Genomic DNA, 22,753 nt, shown 5'->3' with positions numbered 1-22,753 from the left:
CCTAGATGTCACTTAGTCACTCTTAGAAGAACCGCGCAGGCCACTCCCGGAACGGCTCCTTCGGACTCTTCCTCCTTTTTCGTGTCTACGTTTTCTGGTAACTACCGGTTATAAAGTCATACCTTGGATTACTAAAAGACTCTGTCGCATTCGCAAGCAGGAAGCCGCCCGCCGTAAAGCGGGTCTAGCCGTACAGCCGGGCGTAATAACCCCCGAGCGCCAGCAGGTCCTGATGGCGGCCCCGCTCGACGACCGTCCCTTGGTTCATGACGGTAATTAAATCCGCATGTTCCACGGTGCTGAGGCGGTGGGCGATCAGAATGGTGGTGCGCCCCTTCATCAATACGTTCAGGGCTTGCTGTACCCAATGCTGGGATTCGTTATCCAGTGCGGAAGTCGCTTCGTCCAGAAGCAGAATCGGGGCGTTTTTGAGAATCGCCCGGGCGATCGCAATTCGCTGCCTTTGTCCGCCCGACAACGACGCTCCTCTCTCTCCCACCGGCGTTTTATACTGTTCAGGAAGTTCCTGAATGAAATGGTGAGCGTACGCCGCTTTGGCCGCTTCGATCACTTCTTCATCCGTTGCATCCGGGTTGCCGTAGCGGATGTTTTCCTCAATCGTGCCGGTAAACAAGAACGGCTCCTGCGGAACGTATGCAATCTGCCTGCGGATTTCGTCCAGCGTGTAATGGCCGAACGGTTTGCCTTGGAGCAGGATTTCTCCGCTGTCCACAGGATAAAAGCCGAGCAGCAGCTTGATCAGCGTACTTTTGCCGCTGCCGCTGGCCCCCACGATAGCGGCGACCTGGCCGGGAAACACCTGCATGGAGATGTCGACAAGCACCTTTTTATCCGCCTGATAGGAAAATTCCACATCGCGAAACTCCACCGCAGCCTCCGACACGAGCTCGCTGTGAGGAGATCCCAAACGATCCGGTTCCTCTTCCTCTCTTAGTACCTCTTGAATCCGGTGAGCGCCCGCGAGCGAATTTTGGGTCATCGACAGAACCATCCCCAAGTTCAACAAGGCGTGCGTCAGATTCACTTGCAGAACCGCCAGGGCGGCGACACTTCCCATTCCCATCAGTCCGTAGGCATAAAGAAGACTGCCGATGACGATGATGCCGCAGAACGTGACGTAGCTGATAAAATGATTCACCGCAGCCTGCATGCCGTTCTTCTGCGCGGTTTGCCGAAGCGTCTGCGTCATTTGTTCGTTCAACGCCTCGTACTGGCCGTAAATCGTGCGGATGCGGAACAGCTTCACAATTTGAATGCCGCCCATAAAATCTTTGAATTTTTCGGTCATTTTACCGAGCGTTTGCAAGCCTTGTTCGGACAAAGCGCGAATATCCCGCGCAAATTTCAGACTGACCACGGAGGACAGCAGCAGAATGACGCAGGATACGCCGGCAAACCGCCAATCGATCAACACCATGGAGACAATGGAGCCGATGCAAAAGACAACTTGAAGCAGCAAAACGAAGTAAACCTGCGAGAATGTAAACTCAACGGTCGTTACGTCGTTGTTCACCCGCGACAGCAAGTCCCCATGGTGCGTCTGCTCCAGGAATCTCGGCCGCACCCGGCACAGCTTGTCATAAAGACGCTCGCGGATATTCAGCACAGTCAGCTCGACACTGCGCTGGTATAAGTAAATGAACCAGGGAGAAATCACATTTTCCAGGAACAAGGCCGCGCCCAAAATAATAAAGGCTTCCACCATCAGGGACGTATCTCGGGACACGGCGAAATCAACCAAGTTATGTACGACCAAGCTGAAGGCGATCAGGAACAATGTCTGGGTGAGCGCCGTCACGGCCAGGCCAATGGCGTACTGGGTTTTGCGCTTTCGGTTCATAAACATCAGCAAGTAGCCGAGTTCTTTCACTTGCGAGAGCCATCCGCCCTTTTTCATGTGTACGCCACCTCCCTACGTTCGGCAGACTCGGTAAATTCCTGATAGTACGACTGGGCGTACAGTCCCTTCATCTTCAGCAATTGTTCATGAGTGCCCTTTTCAACAATACTCCCCTGTTCCATGACCCAAATTTCATCGGCGTTTTGTACTGTAGAAAGCCGGTGGGCAATAACCATCGTCGTTCTCTGCTTCATCAATACGCCCAGCGCTTCCTGAACCGCGCTTTCCGACTCCGGATCAAGAGCCGACGTTGGCTCGTCCAGCAGCAGAACGGGAGCATCTTTCAGAAAAGCCCGGGCCATTGCAATGCGCTGGCGCTGCCCGCCGGACAAAAAGCCTCCGCGCTCTCCGACATATGTCTGGTAGCCGTCGGGAAGCTGCATAATGAAGGAATGCGCCTGAGCGGCTTTGGCGGCTTCGATAATCTCGTCCATCGACGCTCCTTCCCGCCCGTAGCCGATATTTTCAGCGATCGTGCCGCTAAACAAATATGAATCCTGGGTTACCACGGAAAAATGCGACCGAAGCTGCTCCGGATCGGCGCCGTGGATCAGGCTGCCGAACACGCGGATCTCGCCCTGGTCCTCCGGAAGCGGATAAAAGCCGCATACAAGCTTAAACACCGTGCTCTTCCCTCCGCCGCTCGCTCCGACAAGCGCGATCGTCTTCCCTTCCGGCACCGAGAAGCTAACATTCCGTAGGATCGGGGAGCTCTCCTCATACCCGAAGGTTACGTTCTGAAACTCGATGGGGGCGGCGCTCGCTTTCGGAAGCGAACGGCCATTTTCCGTTTCGGTCGGCTGCTCGACGATTTCAGAGACCCTTCTCAGGGCACCGGCCATTTCGAACGTCCGCGTGATGAGCTCGGGAATATGCTCCAGCGGCTCCAGACACAGATTCAGCAAGTACAGGAAGGCGATCAGCTCTCCCGCGCCTAGCTGCCCTTTGTAGATCAAATAGCTTCCGTAACTCACGGCGAAAATGATCGGGCTGATCATCAGCGTCGAAAGCAGCGGGTTGACCCAAGCTTCCCGCTTTTTCACGGCCAACTTTTTTTGGGCCGTCAATTGCAGCAGCACTTGGTAGGAGCGAGATAACATGCCGGATAGCAGGTAGCTTTTTACAATAGGCATACCCCCAAGCGTATCCTGGAGGTTGACGTTCATTCGCCCCATGTTCGCCTGGGCTTCCTCCGTCAACCGCTCCAACTGCTTGCCGATCCATTGGGAAACCAGCAGCGCTACAGGAAATAACAGCAGGCTGTACAGCATCAGCTCCCATTGGAGGTAGATCAAATAAGCGAAACAGCCGATGAACAACAGCGGATGATAAAACCACTGGGCGAGGTCCCGAATCATAAACTGCTGGATGAGCTGCAGGTCGTTGCTGATCCGCGACAATACGTCGCCAGAGTGCTGCTTTTCCAAATAGGAGACCGGGAGTTTGCCGATATGACGCATGACATGGTTGCGGATATCCTGCACCGCAGAGGCGCTGCTTCGCTCCACGCCGAAGCTCATGAAAAACTTCGCCGGCACACCGATCAAGATGACCACAAAGACCGCGTACACGATTTGCAGAACGATTGGCCCTGCCCCCTTCTCGGCCTGGGTGGTCAGCTGCTCGATCAAACTTCCCGTCCATATCTCAATAACGGCGGCGGCAATCGCGGACAAGACACCGACGATCATCCAGCCTTTGTGACGGCTTACATAGGACATCAGCCAGCGGAACGCTTTCCAGGCGGCGTAAGCGGTTTGGCGTTTGGAAGGCGCCGCTGTGCCTTGTTCTAGAACAGACGGCTGGCGGTCAGCTTCCATGCAGTACCCCGGCCTCCGCTTCGATCTGCCGCTTGACTTGCTCTAAGATGTCCCGGATGACGACGGCCGTTTCTTCCACGCGCGCGAGTTCCAGCAATTCCTCGTGCGCACCCTCCAGCCGGTAATCGGCGTAAGCTTGCGTCGTTGCCCCCCGCCAGGAAGGCAATTGGTGCTCCAGGCGGAACGCTTCGCTGTCCTTCGCAATCAGTTCGTAAATCCTGGCCGGGATCGTACCGGAATTAATAAGCTGCGCTTCGTACGCCAAGGTCGCTTTGACCTTCCGATGAACCCGCTCCCGCACGAGCGGGTTGCTCATTAATTCCTTCTCTTCTTCGTCGAAATCCGCAAGCATTTCTTCAAGCTCTTTCTCTGACGTTTCGGAAGGCGTCAGCGTGTCCTTAATCCACGAGTCCACCATGAGCACGTCCGTTACGGAATACCCTCTTTTCTCCATCGTTTTGGCTACCTCGAACGTCAGGTTGCCTCCGAAGCAGTAGCCGAGCAGCACGTAAGGTCCTTCCGGCTGGATGTGGACGATCTCGTCCACATAACGGTTCAGCATGGCCTCGTAATCGACGGCATCGTCGATAAAATCAATGCCGTAGAGCACGAACCGGCCGTCAAGCCTGCTTGCGAGCTCTCGGTAACCGATGCCGAAACCGCTGCCCGGAGGGAAGCAGAACACGTTCAGATCTCCTGCTTTATTCAGCTTAATGAAGGAGTCTCCCCCTTTATCCAGGCCGAGATCCGACTCGCCGAAAGCCATGGCTTCAACTGTTACATTGTGGAATTGGCGGTTCAAAGGTATCTCGATGCCCGTTTCATCGTAAACGGCTTGAACGAGCCTCATCAGACTTAACGAATTGCCACCCAACTCAAAAAAGTTATCCTTTACGCCGACCTGCGGAACGCCAAGCGTATCCTGCCAGACGCGTGCGATCTTCATTTCGAGCAGCGTTCTCGGTGCGACATATTCCGCTCCTCCAGCCGCGGCTTCCTCCGGCGCGGGCAGTGCTTTGCGGTCGATTTTCCCGTTCGGGGTCAGCGGCATCCCCGAAAGCTGCACGAGGTGCGAAGGAATCATATACCCCGGAAGCTGCTTGGCGAGCTCCTCCTTGAGTTCATTCGCCGCCAGCCTCGTTTCCGCGACGTAATAAGCGACAAGCTGCTTATGGCCGTTCGCGTCGTCGCGGTCGAGCACCTTGGCTTCTTGCACGGCGGCGATCTTCAGTAGCTGCGTCTCGATTTCGTCCAACTCGATCCGGTACCCGCGGATTTTCACCTGGTGGTCGATCCGGCCCAGGTATTCGATGTTGCCGTCCGGCAGCCAAGCCGCCAAGTCACCCGAGCGGTACAGTTTCTCCCCCTCCGCAAACGGGGAATCGACGAACTTCTCCGCCGTCAGATCCGGACGGTTCAGGTATCCTCTCGCAAGGCCTTCCCCGGCCACGTACATTTCGCCCGCTACGCCAATCGGCACAGGGCGGCGGTTTTCATCCAGGACGTACACCCTCAGCGTCGGGATCGGCTTGCCGATATTGCTCTTCGCCGCCTCCATTTCGACCCACGTGATTTCCTTATACGTCACGTGAACCGTCGTCTCGGTAATGCCATACATATTGATCAGCTTCGTCTCTGGGTACTTCGTCTTGAAGCCCTTGAGCAGCAGCGGACTCAGCGCTTCGCCCCCGAAGATGACGTTGCGAATCCGCAGATCGTACGGATGGTCCGCCAAGACCTTACGCAGCAGCTGATAGAAGTACGTTGGTGTCTGGTTCAAAATCGTGACCTGTTCGCGGCCCAGCAGCGCCAGGAAATCGGCCGGATTTTTCGCCGTGAGCGGCGGTACGATGACCAGCTTGCCTCCGTTCAGCAGCGCTCCGTACATTTCCCAGACGGAGAAATCGAAGCAGAACGAGTGGAACAGCGTCCACGTGTCGGACGGCCCGAAGTCGAACAGGTTCTTGTCGTTGAACAGGAGCCGCACGACGTTCTTATGCTCGATCAGTGTTCCTTTCGGTCTGCCGGTCGTTCCCGACGTGTAGATGACATATGCCAGGTTGCCCGGCCCGGAAATCGGCTCCAGGTTCGAAGCGTCCAGCGCATCGGCGGAGTCCGCCCCTCTGTCGCCCCAAACGAAATCGTCCAATTCGAGGCGCGTTCCTGCGAAGTTGGTCTTCTCGTGCAGATGCTTTTGAATCAGCAATAACGGCGCGCCCGAATCCTCGATCATGAAGCGGATGCGCTCCTCCGGGTAGTCGGGATCGACAGGCACGTATGCTCCGCCCGCTTTGAGAATCGCCAGAATGCCGACAACCATATCGAGCGAGCGTTCGGCCAGAATCGCTACCAGCTGGTCCGCTTCTACTCCCGTCTCCCGCAGCTTCCGCGCAAGGCGGTTGGATCGCTCGTTCAGCTCGCGGTATGTCAGCTGCCGCTCGTTCATGACAGCGGCCACGTTGTCCGGGTAAAGCTCCGCCTGTTCTTCGAACAAGCCGTAAATCGTTTTCCCCCGCTCGAACTCGGTTTCGGTGTCATTAAATCGCTTCAGCAGCGTCTCCCTCTCGTCTGGGGACAGCACATCGGCTTGTCCGAGCTCCAGATCCGGCTGAAATAAAAGCACGGACAGCAGCCGAACAAGATGGTCGGCCGCCTGTTCCACAAATGCCCGCTCGTACCGCTGCCCATCAAAGCTTATTTCCAGCTCGATGGAGTGGTTTTGGCGGTCGAAGCGAAAAACCGTATCGGCCGCCACCCGGTTAACCAGCGGTTCCGGATGAATCGGGGCGAAGGATGCGACGGTGTTGACGACCGGGAGGCCGTCCCCCGTATAGTCCAGATGGAGCGGCTCCACCATTTTCCGAAAAGGCAGGTGCTGATACTCCAGCGCCTCGCCGATGGAGGCTTTGATGCCCCCGAGCAGCGTTTTCAGCGTAGTCTGGCGGCTTACGGACGTCTTGATCACCAAGATGTCATGCGGCGGCGGAGTCCCGTCGGGGTCTGCGCTATAAGAAGGCATACCGATCAGCACTTGGTCCCGCCCGGTATATTTGAACAGCAGGCTTTTTACTCCTGCCAAAACAATCATGTACAAAGCCAAATCCGAACCGTTGGCGAGGCAAATGATTCTCTCCGAGAGTTCACTCGGCAGAGTACGGTGAAGCAAGCCCGGCTCGGCCGCAGCTTCCCCGTCGGCGGATAATTTGGAGGATTGACTGTAAGGAAGGAAGCTCAGGCTGTCATCGGCGTCAAACTTGCCGCTCCAGTATCGTTCTTCCTTTTCAAACAAAGATTTCATTCGTATCTCCCCTAAAAATGAAGTGACCGCATGCCCCGGCGCAGGTCCGAAAAAGCTTGCTTTCGGCCTGCGCGTTTACGGGCTTGGACGTTGTTCGCCGTCTTCCTTGGGATGCGCGCCGCTTTCATTTGACGGCGGAGGCGCGCTTGTAGGATTAGAACGCGAATTCGATCGTATCGACGGCACTTTTTGCGCCTGCCGCCGGTTTATGACATTCAATCCGGCTTAGCTCGAGTTGTGGATTTTCCGCAATTTGAGACAGTACCCGCAGGTAATCCTCGGTCAAGGTGCGGATCATCGCTTTTTTGAACAGCTTGGTGGCGTAGAAGAAGCCCCCGCTCAGCGCCCCGTTGTTTTCATACATAAACAGCGTCAGATCGAACTTCGCTTCTTCCAAATGGTCAAGCTCGTAAGTCTTCAGGCTGACCCCTTCCAGCTCGGCGTCTCGTTCTTCGATATTTTGCAAGTCGAAAACGGCATCGAACAGCGGGAAGCGGCCCGGCTCCCGCTTCACATTCAAACGCTCCACCAGCTCCTCGAATGGATAATCCTGGTTCTCGAAAGCACCCAAAGCCGTTTCCTTCACTTCTTCCAGGTAGGACAAGAACGTTTTGTCGCCCGACGGGCGATTGCGGATCGCCAGCGTATTGACAAACATCCCGATGACCGGTTCCAAATCGGCGTTCGTTCTTCCCGCCACCGGGGTGCCCACGACCAAGTCCTCCTGCCCGCTGTACTTGGACAGCAGCACGGTATAAGCCGCAAGCAGCACCATGAACAGCGTGCTTTCACGCTCGGCCGCCAATTCGCGCAGCCGCGTAGAGAGAGAAGCTTCGACGTCGAACTCCAGATGCGCACCTTCGTAGCTGCGAGCCGCAGACCGTTCGTAGTCCATCGGCAGGTCCGCCGTCGGCAGCTCGCCTTCGAAGGTTTGTAGCCAGTAAGCTTCCTGCCGCCCGATCCGCTCTCGGTGGGCCTTCGACTGCTGCCAAACGGCATAATCCTTGTATTGAATGCGCAGTGGCGGCAGTTCTTCCCCTGCGTAGAAACTCGAGAACTCATCGATCACAATCGCCATTGATACGCCGTCGGACACCATATGGTGCATGTCGAAAAGGAGAATATGCAGGTTCGGCTCCAGTTCGATGACCCCGGCGCGCAGCAGCGGCGGCTTGCCGAGATCAAATGGACGAACGAAGCTGCGGACGATCTGCTCGATTTGAGCCGCATCCTCTTTATCCGCTTGATGATGCTCGATAGCAAAATCAACCTGCGGGTAAATCCGCTGAACCGCTTCGCCCTTCACGATTTCAAAACCGGTGCGCAGCGATTCATGCCGTGTTATCAATTTCCGCAAGGCGGCTTCCAACCGGTCTAAATCAAACTCGCCTTCCACCTGCACCAACTCCGGCATGTTGTAAAGCTGATCCGCTCCATCCAGCGTGTGCTGAATGAACAGCCGTTTCTGCGCGGAGGACAGAGGGTAGTACTCTCTCTCCTCCGCTTGAGGAATGGCCTCATGCTCCCGCCGTTCCATCCGGGCGATCGCCTCGGCCATCGCCGCAATCGTCGAGTGACGGAATACGTCGCGCAGCGGCAGGTTGACGTTTAATTCCTTAAATACCTTGCCCGCCAGCGTCGTCGCCCGCAGGGAGTGGCCGCCGATGTCGAAGAAGTTGTCGTGAACGCCAATCTCCTTCGCAAGCCCCAGCACCTCCTGCCAAATCGCTGCCAGCTTCGTTTCCAGCTCATTGCGCGGTGCGACGTACTCCGTTCCGCTTCCCGCTTCCCCTTCCGGCGCCGGCAGCGCCTTCCGGTCAATCTTTCCGTTCGGCGTCAGCGGCAGGCGCTCCAGCTCCACAAAGTACGACGGGATCATGTAGCCCGGCAGCTCCTGCGCCAGCGCGCTGCGTAAATCGTTCACCGCCAGCTCCGCTCCGGTATCCGGCGTGTAATACGCGCATAGCGCCTTCTGCCCGTTCGCGTCACTTCGAACCAGCACCACCGCTTCGCGCACGCCTTCCACCCGCAGCAGCTGCGACTCGATCTCGCCCGTCTCGATCCGGTAGCCCCGGATTTTCGCCTGGTTGTCGATCCGGCCGATGAAGTCCACGTTCCCGTCCTCCATCCACCGCGCCAAGTCTCCCGTGCGGTACAACCGCTCGCCCGCGGCGAACGGGCTGTCTACGAACTTTTCTTCCGTCAGCTCCGGACGGTTCAAGTACCCGCGCGCCACTCCGACTCCGCCGATGACCAGCTCGCCTAGCACCCCAACCGGCACCGGGTTCAGATGCGCGTCCACGATGTAGAATTTCGCATTCAGCCACGCTTTGCCGATCGGCACATTGCCTGTCTGCGGCAGCTTCGTCAGCGGCTCGTCGTAGAAACTGGAGTCGATCGCCGCTTCCGTCACGCCGTATGCATTGATGATCCGGAACAACGAGCCGAAGCGTTCCTGCAAGGTCCGGTAATCCGCCACGCTGCAGCTGTCCGAGCTCGTGATCAACAGCTCCATCCAGCTCATATCCAGCCGCTGCTCGTGCACGTACTCCAGGAACGGCACGATCAGCGCCGGCGTCGATTCGAAGATGGTGACCCGTTCCCGCTCAATCCAGTGGTGCAGACGAGACGGATCAATCCGGTCGTCCTTCGGCACGATCACCATCGTGCCTCCGTTGTACAGCGTCCGCGCGATATCTCCCACGAACACGTCGAATGAGAAGCTTGCGAGCTGCAGCAGCCGCACCGGGAACTGATCCAACCGGTATTCCCGCCGGTAGCCCGCCGCCGTGTTCACCAGGCTGCGGTGCTCGATCATCACGCCCTTCGGCTTGCCCGTCGTTCCCGACGTATAGATCACGTACGCCAGATCCTCCGGACGGGCTTCATGGAAGCTGTCGGCATTCGTCCGCTCCTCGCTGTACGACGCTTCGTCGTCCAGGTACAGCACCGCCGCCAGCGCCAGCTCCTCTTCGCCAAGCCAGTCTTCGGCACGCTCTCGCAGCGCCGTTTGCGTCAGCAGCACCTTCGCTCCGCTGTCTTCGAGCATGAACCGCACGCGCTCCGCCGGATAATCCGGGTCCAGCGGCACATACGCCCCGCCCGCTTTCCAGACGGCCAGCACGGCCACCAGCAAGTCCACCGAACGCTCGGCGAGAATGCCGACGATCTTCTCCCGGCCGATGCCGCTTGCGCGCAGCGTAGCCGCCAAGCGGTTCGCCCGCTCGTTCAGCTCCGCATACGTCAGCCGGTCGTTCTCGTACACGACGGCCGCCTCTTCCGGCGTGCGCTCCACCTGTTCCTCAAACAGCCGGTGGAACGCGGCCGCAGGAGCCGCTTCCGGCTGCGCCGGGTGGAACGCGCCGAGAATTTGCTCTTTTTCCTCTGCCGTCAGCAAGTTCAGCTCGGCAATCTTCGCATCTGGACGGCTTACGATCGTTTCGAGCAGCTGCTCGTAATGTTTCGCCAGCCGTTCGATCGTCTCCCTTTTGTAGAGAGCCGTCGCATATTCGAAGCTGTAATCCAAGCCGCCGTTCTCCTCGCCCACATCCAAGCTGATATCAAACTTCGCGGTATCCAATGCGCTCGGATAAGGAATCAGGCGAAGCCCTTCCAGCTCAAATTCCTCGTTTTCCGTATTCTGCATCGTAAACAGCGTGTCGAAGAGCGGATTGCGGCTTAAATCACGGGTGACTTGCACCTTGTCCACCAATTCTTCGAACGGATAGTTTTGATGCTCGAAGGCGTGGAGGGTCGTTTCTTTGACTTCGTTCAGGTATGACAGGAATGTCTTCTCCGAAGCCGGATAACTGCGGATAGCCAGCGTGTTTAAGAAAATCCCGATCAACGGCTGCACATCTCCATGATTCCTTCCGGCAATCGGCGTACCGACGATCACGTCTTCCTGACCTGAATATTTATGCAGAAGGACGTTATACGCTGCAAGCAGCACCATAAACAGCGTCGTGCCCGTTTCCGAGGCCAGCTGCTTTAGGCCGTCGGTTTTCGAAGCGTCGAAGAAAAACTCCAGCGTTTGGCCTTCGTAGCTCTGCACGGACGGACGCGGATAATCGGTCGGCATTTCCAGCACCGACAGCTCGCCTTGGAACATGTCCAGCCAGTACGCCTCCTGACGCTGAAGCCGTTCCTTCTGCTCCTGCGAATGCTGCCAAACGGTGTAGTCTTTGTACTGAATGCGCAGAGGCTCCAATTGCTCGCCGCCGTACAAGCGGACGAATTCTTCAACAAAGATTTCCATCGAGACGCCATCGGAAATAATATGATGCATGTCGTACATTAGAATATGGCGTTCTGGAGCCAGCTCGACAAGGCCTACCCTCAGCAGCGGAGGCTTCGCCAAGTCAAACGGACGGACGAAACGGCGAACCATCTCTTCGGCCTCTTGCTCATCCACTCGATAGAACTCCACGGCAAAATTCACGTCTTGGTAAATCCGCTGCGATGCTTCGCCATCCACCATTTCGAACCCGGTGCGCAGCGTTTCATGCCGCGCCACGAGCTTACGTAACGCTTCTTCGAACCTTGCCCGGTCCAAAGCACCCTCCAGCAGCATCGCTTCCGGCATGTTGTAGCTAAGCTCCGCGCCTTCCAGTTGATTCAGGATAAAGAGACGTTTTTGAGCAAAAGATTGCGGGTACACCTCTCGGTCATCCGCCACCGGAATGGCAACGAATGTCTGCTCATCCAGCCGGGAAATGGCGGCTGCCATGCTCTCGATGGTGGAATGGCGGAACACGTCGCGCAGCGGCAGATCCACGTTCAACTCTTTATGAATCTTGCTGACCAGCGTCGTCGCCCGCAGGGAGTGCCCGCCGATGTCGAAGAAGTTGTCGTGAACGCCAATCTCCTTCGCAAGCCCCAGCACCTCCTGCCAAATCGCTACCAGCTTCGTTTCCAGCTCATTGCGCGGTGCGACGTACTCCGTTCCGCTTCCCGCTTCACCTTCCGGCGCCGGTAGCGCCTTCCGGTCAATCTTTCCGTTCGGCGTCAGAGGTAGGCGCTCCATCTCCACGAAGTACGACGGGATCATGTACCCCGGCAGCTCCTGCGCCAGCGCGCCGCGCAGATCGTTCACTGCCAGCTCCGCTCCGGTATCCGGCGTGTAATACGCGCATAGCGCCTTCTGCCCGTTCGCATCACTTCGAACCAGCACCACCGCTTCGCGCACGCCTTCCACCCGCAGCAGCTGCGACTCGATCTCGCCCGTCTCGATCCGGTAGCCCCGGATTTTCGCCTGGTTGTCGATCCGGCCGATGAAGTCCACGTTACCGTCCTCCATCCACCGCGCCAAGTCTCCCGTGCGGTACAGCCGCTCGCCCGCGGCGAACGGGCTGTCTACGAACTTCTCTTCCGTCAGCTCCGGACGGTTCAAGTACCCGCGCGCCACTCCGACTCCGCCGATGACCAGCTCGCCCAGCACCCCGACCGGCACCGGATTCAGGTGCGCGTCCACGATGTAGAATTTCGCATTCAGCCACGCTTTGCCGATCGGCACATTGCCTGTCTGCGGTAGCTTCGTCAGCGGCTCGTCGTAGAAACTTGAGTCGATCGCCGCTTCCGTCACGCCGTATGCGTTGATGATCCGGAACAACGAGCCGAAGCGTTCCTGCAAGGTCCGGTAATCCGCCACGCTGCAGCTGTCCGAGCTCGTGATTAACAGCTCCATCCAGCTCATATCCAGCCCCTGCTCGTGCACGTACTCCAGGAACGGCACGATCAACGCCGGCGTCGATTCGAAGATCGTCACTTGTTGCTGGCTGATCCAGTAGTGCAGACGAGACGGATCGATCCGGTCGTCCTTCGGCACAATCACCATCGTGCCTCCGTTATACAGCGTCCGCGCGATATCTCCCACAAATACGTCAAACGAGAAGCTTGCGAGCTGCAGCAGCCGCACCGGGAACTGATCCAACCGGTATTCCCGCCGGTAGCCCGCCGCCGTGTTCACCAGGCTGCGGTGCTCGATCATCACGCCCTTCGGCTTACCCGTCGTTCCCGACGTATAGATCACGTACGCCAGATCCTCCAGACGGGCTTCATGGAAGCTGTCGGTGCCAACATTCTGATGGCTCTCATCGCCGTCGTCCACAGCATCCGTCAGCTTGCCGGAGACCATGCGGGAGCCAATCGGCGCATTCGTCCGCTCCTCGCTGTACGAAGTTTCTTCGTCCAGGTACAGCACCGCCGCCAGCGTCAGTTCCTCTTCGCCGAGCCAGGCTTCGGCACGCTCTCGCAGCGCCGTTTGCGTCAGCAGTACCTTCGCTCCGCTGTCTTCGAGCATGAACCGCACGCGCTCCGCCGGATAATCCGGGTCGAGCGGCACATACGCCCCGCCCGCTTTCCAGACGGCCAGCACGGCCACCAGCAAGTCCACCGAACGCTCGGCGAGAATGCCGACGATCGTCTCCCGGCCGATGCCGCTTGCGCGCAGCGTAGCCGCCAAGCGGTTCGCCCGCTCGTTCAGCTCCGCATACGTCAGCCGGTCGTTCTCGTACACGACGGCCGTCTCTTTCGGCGTGCGCTCCACCTGTTCCTCAAACAGCCGATGGAACGCGACCGCAGGAGCCGCTTCCGGCTGCGCCGGGTTGAACGCGCCGAGAATTTGCTCTTTTTCCTCTGCCGTCAGCAAGTTCAGCTCGGCAATCTTCGCATCTGGACGGCTTACGATCGTCGCAAGCAAATGTCCGAAATGAGTCGACAGCCGCCGGATCGTGCTTTCTTTATAAAGAGCCGTTGCGAATTCAAAGCTGCACTCCAGGCCGCCGTTTTCTTCCGTAACATCCACACTCAGGTCGAACTTGGCCGTGCCGTATTCGCTAGGGTACGGGGACAATTTCAGCCCTTCCAGCTCAAACTCTTTATCCTCCAAGTTTTGCAGGGAGAACATCGTGTCAAACAGCGGGTTGCGGCTCAAATCCCGGCTGACCTGCACTTTATCGACGAGCTCTTCGAACGGATAATTCTGATGCTCGTAAGCGCCTAAGGTCGTTTCTTTCACTTCTTCCAGATACGACAGGAAGGTCTTCTCCGAAGCCGGATAATTGCGGAGCGCCAGCGTATTGACGAACATTCCGATCAAAGGCTGCGTGTCTCCGTGCGTTCTGCCCGCAATCGACGTTCCGACGATCAAATCGTCCTGACCTGTGTATTTATGCAAAAGCACGGTATATGCCGCAAGCAGCACCATATACAGCGTCGTTCCTCTTTGAGCGGCCAGCTGCTTCAAGCCTTCGTTCGTTGCCTCGTCCACGAAGGACGTCAGCGTTTGTCCCTCAAAGCTCTGCACGGCAGGACGCGGATAGTCCGTCGGCATTTCCAGAACCGGAAGCTCGCCGCGGTAACGATCCAGCCAGTAAGCTTCCTCGCGTTTCAACTGCACTTTTTGCTCGTCCGACTGCTGCCATACCGCATAGTCCTTGTATTGAATGCGCAAAGGCTCTAATGATTCGCCGCCGTACAGACGAACGAGTTCCTCGACTAACACGTCCATCGAAACCCCGTCGGAGACGATATGGTGCATGTCGAACATTAGCAAATAACGTTCGGCTGCCAGCTCTACGAGTTCCGCCCGCAGCAGCGGAGGCTTCGCCAAGTCGAAAGGCCGGATGAAGGCCTGCACGACTTCGGGCGCTTCTTCCTCGCTCGCATGACGGTACTCAACGGCAAAGTCGACGCTCTCGTAAATGCGCTGTACAGCTTCGCCTTGTACGATCTCAAAGCCAGTTCGCAGCGTTTCGTGCCGTGCGATCAGTCCGCGGAAAGCCTTCTCCAGCAGGCTCCGGTCAATCGATCCTTCCAGCAGCAGCACACCCGGCATGTTGTAGCTCTGATCGGCCCCTTCCAGCTGATTCAGGATAAACAGCCGCTTCTGAGCTGAGGAAAGCGGATAATATGCTCTTGCGCCTGCCAGCGGAATCGACGAGAACGACTGCTCTCCGATCCGGGAGATGGCCAGAGCCATCTCTTCGATCGTCGAGTAGCGAAATACGTCGCGCAGAGGCAGCTCGACGTTCAGCTCCTGATGCACCTTGCTCACCAGTGTCGTCGCCCGCAGGGAATGGCCGCCCAGGTCGAAGAAGTTGTCATGAACCCCGATGTGCTCCAATCCGAGCACGCTTTTCCAAATTCCGGCCAAGCTGGCTTCCAGCGGAGTCCGAGGCGGAGTACGTCCTTCGCCCGGCTGCAAGCTCTCCTCCGGCGCCGGAAGGGACCGGCGGTCGACCTTGCCGTTTGCCGTCAGCGGGAGCCGCTCCAACTGGATCAGGTACGCCGGGATCATGTAGGCCGGCAGTTCCTGGGAAAGCGCGCTCTTCAGCTCGGCCGCCGGAAGCTCGCGGTCCGCTTCATAATAGGCGCAAAGCTGCTTCTCGCCGGAGGCGTTTTCCCTCGCGAATACCGTCGTTTTCCGAATTCCCTCCACTTTCTGAAGCTGAGCTTCGATCTCGCCCAGCTCAATGCGGAAGCCGCGGATTTTCACTTGGTCGTCCGTCCGTCCTACGTATTCGATCGTGCCGTCCGGCAGCCATTTCGCCAAATCCCCCGTCCGGTACATGCGCTCTCCCGGCACAAACGGATTGTCCACAAATTTCTCCGCCGTCAGCTCCGGCCGGTTATTGTAGCCCCGTACCAAGCCTTCTCCGCCGACGCAAAGCTCCCCGGCCACGCCGATCGGCAGAAGCTTATTCCGGCTGTCGACGATATACACCGTCGTATTGCTGATCGGCCGTCCGATGGGTACGGTAACCGCCGACTCATCGACGAAGTCGACCGGAAGGTACGTGGTATAAACCGTGCTTTCCGACGGGCCGTACAGATGGTTGAGCCTGCCCGGTCCGATATGGGCGAGCGCTTTACGCACATGGCCGACCGACACGCGCTCTCCTCCGAACAAAATCGCCCGGACATCCCGCAGGCAGTCGACGTTCACATCTACAAGGATGTTGAAGAAAGCCGTCGTAATCAGCATGACCGAGATGCGCTCGCGCTGGATGAGATCCGCCAGCCGGCCGATTTCCAGCAAAGTCTCGCGAAGAACCAGCACCAGCCGCGCCCCGTTGGTCAAAGCGCCGAAAATATCGAAAATCGCTCCGTCGAACGAATAGCTCGAAAGCTGGAGGACATGATCCCGCTCGGTGATGTCGATATAATTCGTATTTCGCACGATCCGCACGATGTTGCGGTGCGAAACAAGGTTGCCTTTCGGCTTGCCCGTCGTACCTGACGTATAGATGACGCAAGCCAGATCTGTCGCTTCGGTGCCCGGATTTAGATTTGTGCCGTCCTCGTGATAGAAGGCCTCGTCATCCAATAAGATCACGGAGTCTGAACCCGCCAGGCGCTCGCGCAAGCGGCTTTGCGTCAGCATGACCTGCGCTCCCGAATCCTCGATCAAGAAACGGATACGCTCCTCGGGATATTCCGGGTCAATCGGTACGTAAGCCGCTCCGGCTTTGTGTGCCGCCAGCATGCCCACCACCATTTCAATGGAACGCTCAGCCATAATGGCGACCAGACGGCCTTTGGATATCCCGTGGCTACGCAAGGTACGGGCAAGGCGGTTGACGCGTTCGTTCAGCTCGCGGTAGGTCAGCTCTTGCTCATTCAAGGAGATGGCGGCTGCATCCGGGATGCGCTCCGCCTGCTCTTCGAACAATTGAATGAGCGTCTTCCCGCGCGGAAATTCCGTGATGGTGTCGTTAAAACGTCCGAGAAGGTCGTTTTTTTCCGCCTCCGTCACAAGTTCCAGCTCGCCCACTGTAATTTCCGGGTTATCCGTCACCTGCTCCAGCAGATGGACGAGATGCCCCTTGAGCCGCTCGATGCTGTCTTTATCGAACACTTCGGCGTTAAAGTCGAACCGAATTTCGATCTCGACTCCCGGCACCACGGTCACGTTGAAGTTATAGTTCGTCTGCTCCTCCATCTGAACGTCAGCGATCGTCAGGTCGCCGTGCTGCTGGTCGCCCGCCTGCTCCATCTGCTCGTCCACCGGATAGTTCTCGAAAGCGATGATATGGTTGATTAGGTTCTGCTTTTGCACGCTGCGGGCTTGAATTTCATACAGCGGATAGTAATCATAACGCCCGGACTCCAGCGCCCGCTCTTGGAGCTTCGCCATCAGGTCGGCGAACACGGTGTCCGCTTCGCTCGTGACGCGGACCGGCACCGTATTGATGAACAGCCCGATCATGGACTCGATGCCCGGGATTTCCGCCGGTCTTCCGGCCACGACGCTGCCGAATACGGCATCGTTTGTCCCGTTATATTTTTGCAGCATCACGCCCCAAGCGGCTTGCAGCAGCGTATTGACCGTAACCAGGCGCTGTTTCGCCACCTGGTCCATCCGCTCGCTCAAGTCTTTGCCCAGCTCGGCGGTGACGTGATCAGCCGTAAATCTGCCGTTCGGCGCCGGTTCCTTTTGTCCCGGGAGTACGGTTTGCCCTTCATAACCTGCCAGGAATGCCGTCCAATAGCCGGATGCCGCCTGATCGTCCTGTTTCTCCAACCATTCGATATAGGCGCCATAATCCGATCCCTTATCTCCCGCTGGCTGCTTGCCGGATGCCAAGGCCGAGTACGTTTCAAACAGCTCCTGCGTCAGCTGCGGTAGGCACCAGCCGTCCATCAAAATATGCTGGAAACTCCACAGCACATGATAGCTTTGCTCTTCGGTGCGCAGGATCGTAACCCGAACGAGCGCGTCATGTTCCAGGTCGAAGCCGCGAAGCTTGTCATCCTCGGCCTTTTGATCCAAGTACGCTTGTTTCTCATCCGACTGCAAATGAAGCAGCTCTTCATATTCAAAGCCGACCGGCTTGTCGCGGTATATGATTTGCAGCGGCTCGCCCGCCGGTCCTTTCACAAAATTCGCCCGCAGCACCAGATGACGTTTCGCAAGCTCCATCCAGCTCCTCTCGAAAAGCTGGACGTCGAGCGCTCCCCGCATCGTAAACTGCGTCTGCTCGAAGTAAGCTGCCGTTTGCTGGTCAAGCGCACTGTGGAACCACATGCCCTTCTGCATCGGCGTAAGCGAGTAAATATTTTCGATTTCCCCGAGATGGCCCGAGCGCTGGACGATTTGCTCCAATTCCGCGATGGTCAAGCCTTTAAATTGCACGTCGCTCGGCGTCAATTCGGTGTTTTCTTTGCCTGCGCAGTGGGTAATGAGCTCTCGGAGACTTTGCTCAAGCCGCTGAGCGAAGGCTTCCATCGTTTCCTTGCGATACTGCTTCCGGCTGTAGCTGAGATCGAGCGATAAAGCGCCTTCCAGCACCATGCCGTTGATATCCAGCACAAAGCTGCGGGCCTGCCGGTCGCTGGCCGGGCTGCCGCTGGAATAAGAAGATATGCCGATCTCGTCCTGATTGACATCATCGTCGAACTGGCCGAGGTAGTTAAAATTAATTTCCGGCTCTGCGCCCCAAACAAAGCCATCCTCCGATTTGGAGAGATAGCGGCATACGCCGTACCCAAGCCCCTTGTTCGGAATGCGGCGCAAGCTTTCCTTGACCTGTTTAATCTGATAGGCCAAATCCCGGTCGGTTTCCGGCTCCAGGACGACCGGAAACTTGGTCGTAAACCAGCCGACTGTGCGCGTGATGTCGATATCCGTTCCGATCGATTCGCGTCCGTGTCCTTCGAGATTGATCCGCACCCGTTCGTGTCCCGTCCACTTGCGAACGGCTATGCCGAGCGCCGTTACCAAAATATCGTTCATTTCGGTGTTGTAGGCCCGGTGAACCCGCTTCAGCAGCAGCTCCGTTTCTTCAGGAGTCAAACGGACGAACAGCGATTCGCTGTCCTGCTGCGTCGTAACGTCCGCCTCCAGATCCTTCGGCAAGGCCGGAACCGCAATTTGTTCCACGGCCTGCCAATAGGCCCGTTCCTTCGCCATCTCCGGGCTTTGCGCGTAAGCGGCCAGCTGCTCGGACCAAGTGCGGTACGCATCCGTTTTCGCTGGGAAACGAATTTCCTCCCTTTTGCCGGCCTGCTCGTAACCCAGAGCGAAATCCTCCATCAAAATGCGCCAAGACACGCCGTCCACCACGGCATGATGAACCGCGAGCAGCAAATGATCGCCGTCCGCGCACCGGAATAGTCCCGCCTTCACGAGGGGCCCGTTCTCCAGATCGATGCCCGCTTGAATGTCCGTTGCCTTCGCTTCCACAGCCTGCGCGGTATTCTCCGCATCCTTGAAGTCGAATACGTCCAGCGCGAACAGCCCACCTTCCTGAATCGCGCGGGTCCGCGCGCTAAACCCTTGTTCCGTCTTGCGGAACACCATCCGCAAGGCGTCATGATGCTCGGCCAGCTTTTGCAGCACCTGACGCACCGTCTCTTCGTCGAAGCGTTCCTTCCGGTACAGCATCACCGACTGGTTGAAATGATGCGGGGCCGCAAAGGAGCTCTCGAAAAACCAATGCTGAATCGGCGCCAGCGCCGTTTCACCCGTTATTTCGCCTTGATCGATGGTACGTACGATCGGTTTCACATGCAGGCTGAGCTGTGAGATAGTCGGATATTTGAACAAATCCCGGATTTCCAGCTTGTACCCGGCTTGATGAAGCCGCGAAGATACTTGAATGGACTTGATTGAGTCTCCGCCCAGCTCGAAGAAATGATCCGTTACCCCAACGCGATCGGCGTTCAATACCGCCTGCCACACATCGGCAAGCGTCCGCTCGGCTTCATTGCGGGGAGCTACGTACGCGCCGCCGGTCAGCGCGTTTCCTTCCGGAGCGGGCAAAGCCTTGCGGTCGATTTTGTCGTTCGGCGTGAGCGGCATCCGCGGAAGCTGAACAAAATGCGCCGGAATCATGTAATTTGGCAATTTTTGCGCCAGCGCGCTTCTCAGTTCGCCGAGCGTAAGCGGGCGGCCCGCGACCAGGTAAGCGCACAGTTCTTGCCCGTTTTTGCCTTCCCGCGCGATTACGATCGTCTCCTGCACGGAGTCGATCTTCAGAAGCTGCTCTTCAATCTCGCCGATCTCGATCCGGAATCCACGGATTTTCACCTGATGGTCAATCCGGCCCAAGTACTCAATATTTCCGTCCGGCAGCCAGCGGGCCAAGTCGCCCGTCCGGTACAGTCTCTCTCCGGGCTCAAACGGGTGTTCGATGAATTTCTCCGCCGTCAGATCCGGCCGGTTCCAATATCCCCGGGCGAGGCCGACGCCCGCGATGCACAATTCCCCTTCCACTCCGATAGGCGCCAGTTGATTCTGTGCGCCCAGTATATACAAGCGATGGTTCCAGATCGGACGTCCGATCGGTATCGCTCTGCGTTCGGTGTCATACGTAGACGCCGCCCACACGGATGTGGCGATCGAGGCTTCCGTCGGACCGTACGCGTTATAGTACTGTACCTTGTCTTTCCACTGCTGCACGAATTCGGCTGAAACGGCGGAGCCCGCCGTGATGAGCCTGCTCAGACTCGGCAGGCGGTCTGAATTCAAATAAGCCGCATAAGTTGGCGGCAAAGTGGCGATCGTAATTGCATGCTCGTTCATGAAACGTTCGAACAACTGATCATCCAAAATCGTCTCGGTTGACGGTATATATAAGGTCGCCCCGAAATATAGAGCGTTGAACATCTCCCAGCACGACGCATCGAACGATAGGCTGGCGAATTGCAGCACTCGATCCTGTTCGGTCGTGTGAAGCGTATGGGCAAACGTCAGTTTCAGGCTGACCAGCCCGCGATGCTCCAGCATGACCCCTTTGGGTTTGCCCGTCGTACCTGATGTATAGATGACATAAGCCAGATCATTCGGACCGCTGGCCGGATCCAGGTTCGAGCCATCGTCGCTGTAGGCCTGCTCGTCATCCAGCGCCACCACGGTCCCTTCGAACGGCACCTGCTGCTGCAGCTCCCTTTGAGTCAGCAGCAGCTGCGCGTTCGAGTTCTCCAGAATGTAGCGGATGCGTTCTTCCGGGTATTCCGGGTCGATCGGCACGTAGGCACCGCCAGCTTTCAGAACCGCCAGAATGCCAACGACCGTCTCCAGCGATCTCCTGACCATCAAGCCTACCAGCTGATTGGGCAGCACGCCGACCGATCGCAGCGTCCGCGCCAGCCGGTTTGCCCGTTCGTTCAGCTCCGCGTACGAAAGACGGCGCCCCTCAAAGACAACCGCCGTCGCTTCGGGCACCCGCTTCGCCTGCTCCTCCACGAGCTGATGAATCGTCCGATCACGGGGATAGTCCTTCTCGGTATCGTTAAAGCTTTGCAGCAATTGAAATTTCTCGTCCTCCGACAGCATGTCCGCCCGCACAATGTCCAGCTCCAACTCGTGAAGCCCCACAGCCAGCAGGCGATTCAGATGGCCGACGACCCGCGTCATGAACTCGGAGTCATATAAGTGCTCGTTATATGACAGCGCTAGCTGTATCGTCCCGCCGGTTAAGCTAAATTCAAAGGAACAATCCGTGACCACGTTTTGCCCGATTTCGTCCAGATGCAGCTCCTTAAGGGATACTAGCGTATGGATGACGGGTATCCCGTCTGCATATTGCAGGTCCAGCTTCTCTGTCATTTTTAAGAATGGAATATGTTGATGCTGAATCGCTTCCGGCAAGGAAGTCCTCAGCTCGCTCAGAAGCGTTTTAAAAGTCGCACCCGCCGAAAGCGAGTTTTTCAAAATGACCGTATGATTAACGGATCGGCGCGTCTCCGTCGGTTTCCGTACAACCGGCATGCCGACCAGAATGTCAGAAGCGCCTGTATATTTATGCAAGAGCGACTGAACACCGGCGAGCAAAATCATAAAAGTGGCCAGCGGAGCGCCCTTGCTCATTTGAAGGACGCGCTGCGCCACTTCCTCCGGAAGCGTCCCGCCGACGGTTGTCATAATGGGCGCCAGGGAGCTTGGAGCTTTGCTGTAAGGCAGCTGCGTCAGGGTATAATCGTCGCTACCGAATTTTTCGTTCCAAAACAACGTTTCTTTTTCAAAAGCCATCTGGATCGTTCCCCTCTCTTCATCGGTAAAAGCAATCCGGCGGAGCATATGCCGCAGCAACGCTTCAGCCTCGCTCCCCGCCTTTTCAAACATGTGACAAGAATGTCAATGGCTTTCGCCAGGTCACCGCTTTGCTTGCCCGGTTGATCGCATGCGGCAATCCTCTGCCTAGCAGCTGTCCCGCTCGGCTCCTATGCGTGAAAGACAACTAAGAGCATCGTTCTACGCAAGAGATGCGGTGCTTCCGGCTCCGCTGCTTCATATGCTTGCTGCGGACGAGCCGCCCGAAAACGGGCTTTGGTTTAACATTGGGTTCGGAATTGGATTTGGGGGTGGACAAGGGATGTTCCTCCCATCGATGTAAGGCTTGCTGTAGGGTTACGGCCGGCCAGCAGGAAGTCGGCCGTACCTCCGGATTCGGCACCGGAGCTGCCTTTGTCGAAGCCTATGTTTAAGGGATATTGATACACTCTATGTACGATTTGTGTATTCCCCCGTCTGGTGTGGATAAGTAAAGATACGGCTGCGGGGTAGTGAGCTTTTCCTTGCGATTAGATGTGACGATGGGTCTGCATGAGGCTCAAAGAATGCTCCGTATGGCATGAACGGGACAGCCTTTGTATTGGAAGTAAATTACATATTTTCAAAAATGCTCACGCGCTTCATCCTCCATCGGAATTGGGATAAGGTTGGCTTCATCCTTTCTGAGCCTTCTGACGTCATGGAGCATACATATT

4 protein-coding genes are annotated in these 22,753 nt (G+C 57.2%); all 4 read right to left on the bottom strand.

Going from position 1 to position 22,753, the window contains the following annotated elements:
- Window positions 1-184 precede the first annotated feature (184 nt).
- On the bottom strand, window positions 185-1,918 hold the full coding sequence (locus tag C0638_RS11365) for an ABC transporter ATP-binding protein (RefSeq protein WP_013373222.1): 1,734 nt from the start codon (window positions 1,916-1,918) through the stop codon (window positions 185-187).
- Window positions 1,915-3,741, bottom strand: coding sequence for an ABC transporter ATP-binding protein (locus C0638_RS11360; RefSeq protein ID WP_058711374.1), 1,827 nt, complete (start codon window positions 3,739-3,741; stop codon window positions 1,915-1,917). Before C0638_RS11360 ends, C0638_RS11365 begins: the two co-directional genes overlap by 4 nt.
- Window positions 3,731-7,039 (bottom strand): non-ribosomal peptide synthetase, encoded by a 3,309-nt coding sequence (locus C0638_RS11355; RefSeq protein ID WP_058711373.1) that lies wholly within the window; start codon window positions 7,037-7,039, stop codon window positions 3,731-3,733. The genes C0638_RS11360 and C0638_RS11355 overlap by 11 nt, the downstream gene beginning before the upstream one ends.
- A 154-nt stretch (window positions 7,040-7,193) precedes the next feature.
- The gene (locus C0638_RS11350) at window positions 7,194-22,109 is read right to left on the bottom strand and encodes a non-ribosomal peptide synthetase (protein ID WP_058711372.1); all 14,916 of its coding nucleotides are present in this window, start codon (window positions 22,107-22,109) and stop codon (window positions 7,194-7,196) included.
- Window positions 22,110-22,753 lie beyond the last annotated feature (644 nt).

The organism is Paenibacillus sp. lzh-N1 (genome assembly GCF_002872435.1).
In the GTDB taxonomy this organism is placed as follows: Bacteria; Bacillota; Bacilli; order Paenibacillales; family Paenibacillaceae; genus Paenibacillus; species Paenibacillus polymyxa_C.
Note: the sequence above shows the minus strand (reverse complement) of the source record. Positions and strands in the feature narration are given on the sequence as shown.

What these genes read in the sequence shown, in the direction of transcription:
- C0638_RS11355 (WP_058711373.1), bottom strand. Translation starts at nt 7,039, where the DNA reads ATGAAATCTTTGTTTGAAAAGGAAGAACGATACTGGAGCGGCAAGTTT.
- C0638_RS11365 (WP_013373222.1), bottom strand. Translation starts at nt 1,918, where the DNA reads ATGAAAAAGGGCGGATGGCTCTCGCAAGTGAAAGAACTCGGCTACTTG.
- C0638_RS11350 (WP_058711372.1), bottom strand. Translation starts at nt 22,109, where the DNA reads ATGTTTGAAAAGGCGGGGAGCGAGGCTGAAGCGTTGCTGCGGCATATG.
- C0638_RS11360 (WP_058711374.1), bottom strand. Translation starts at nt 3,741, where the DNA reads ATGGAAGCTGACCGCCAGCCGTCTGTTCTAGAACAAGGCACAGCGGCG.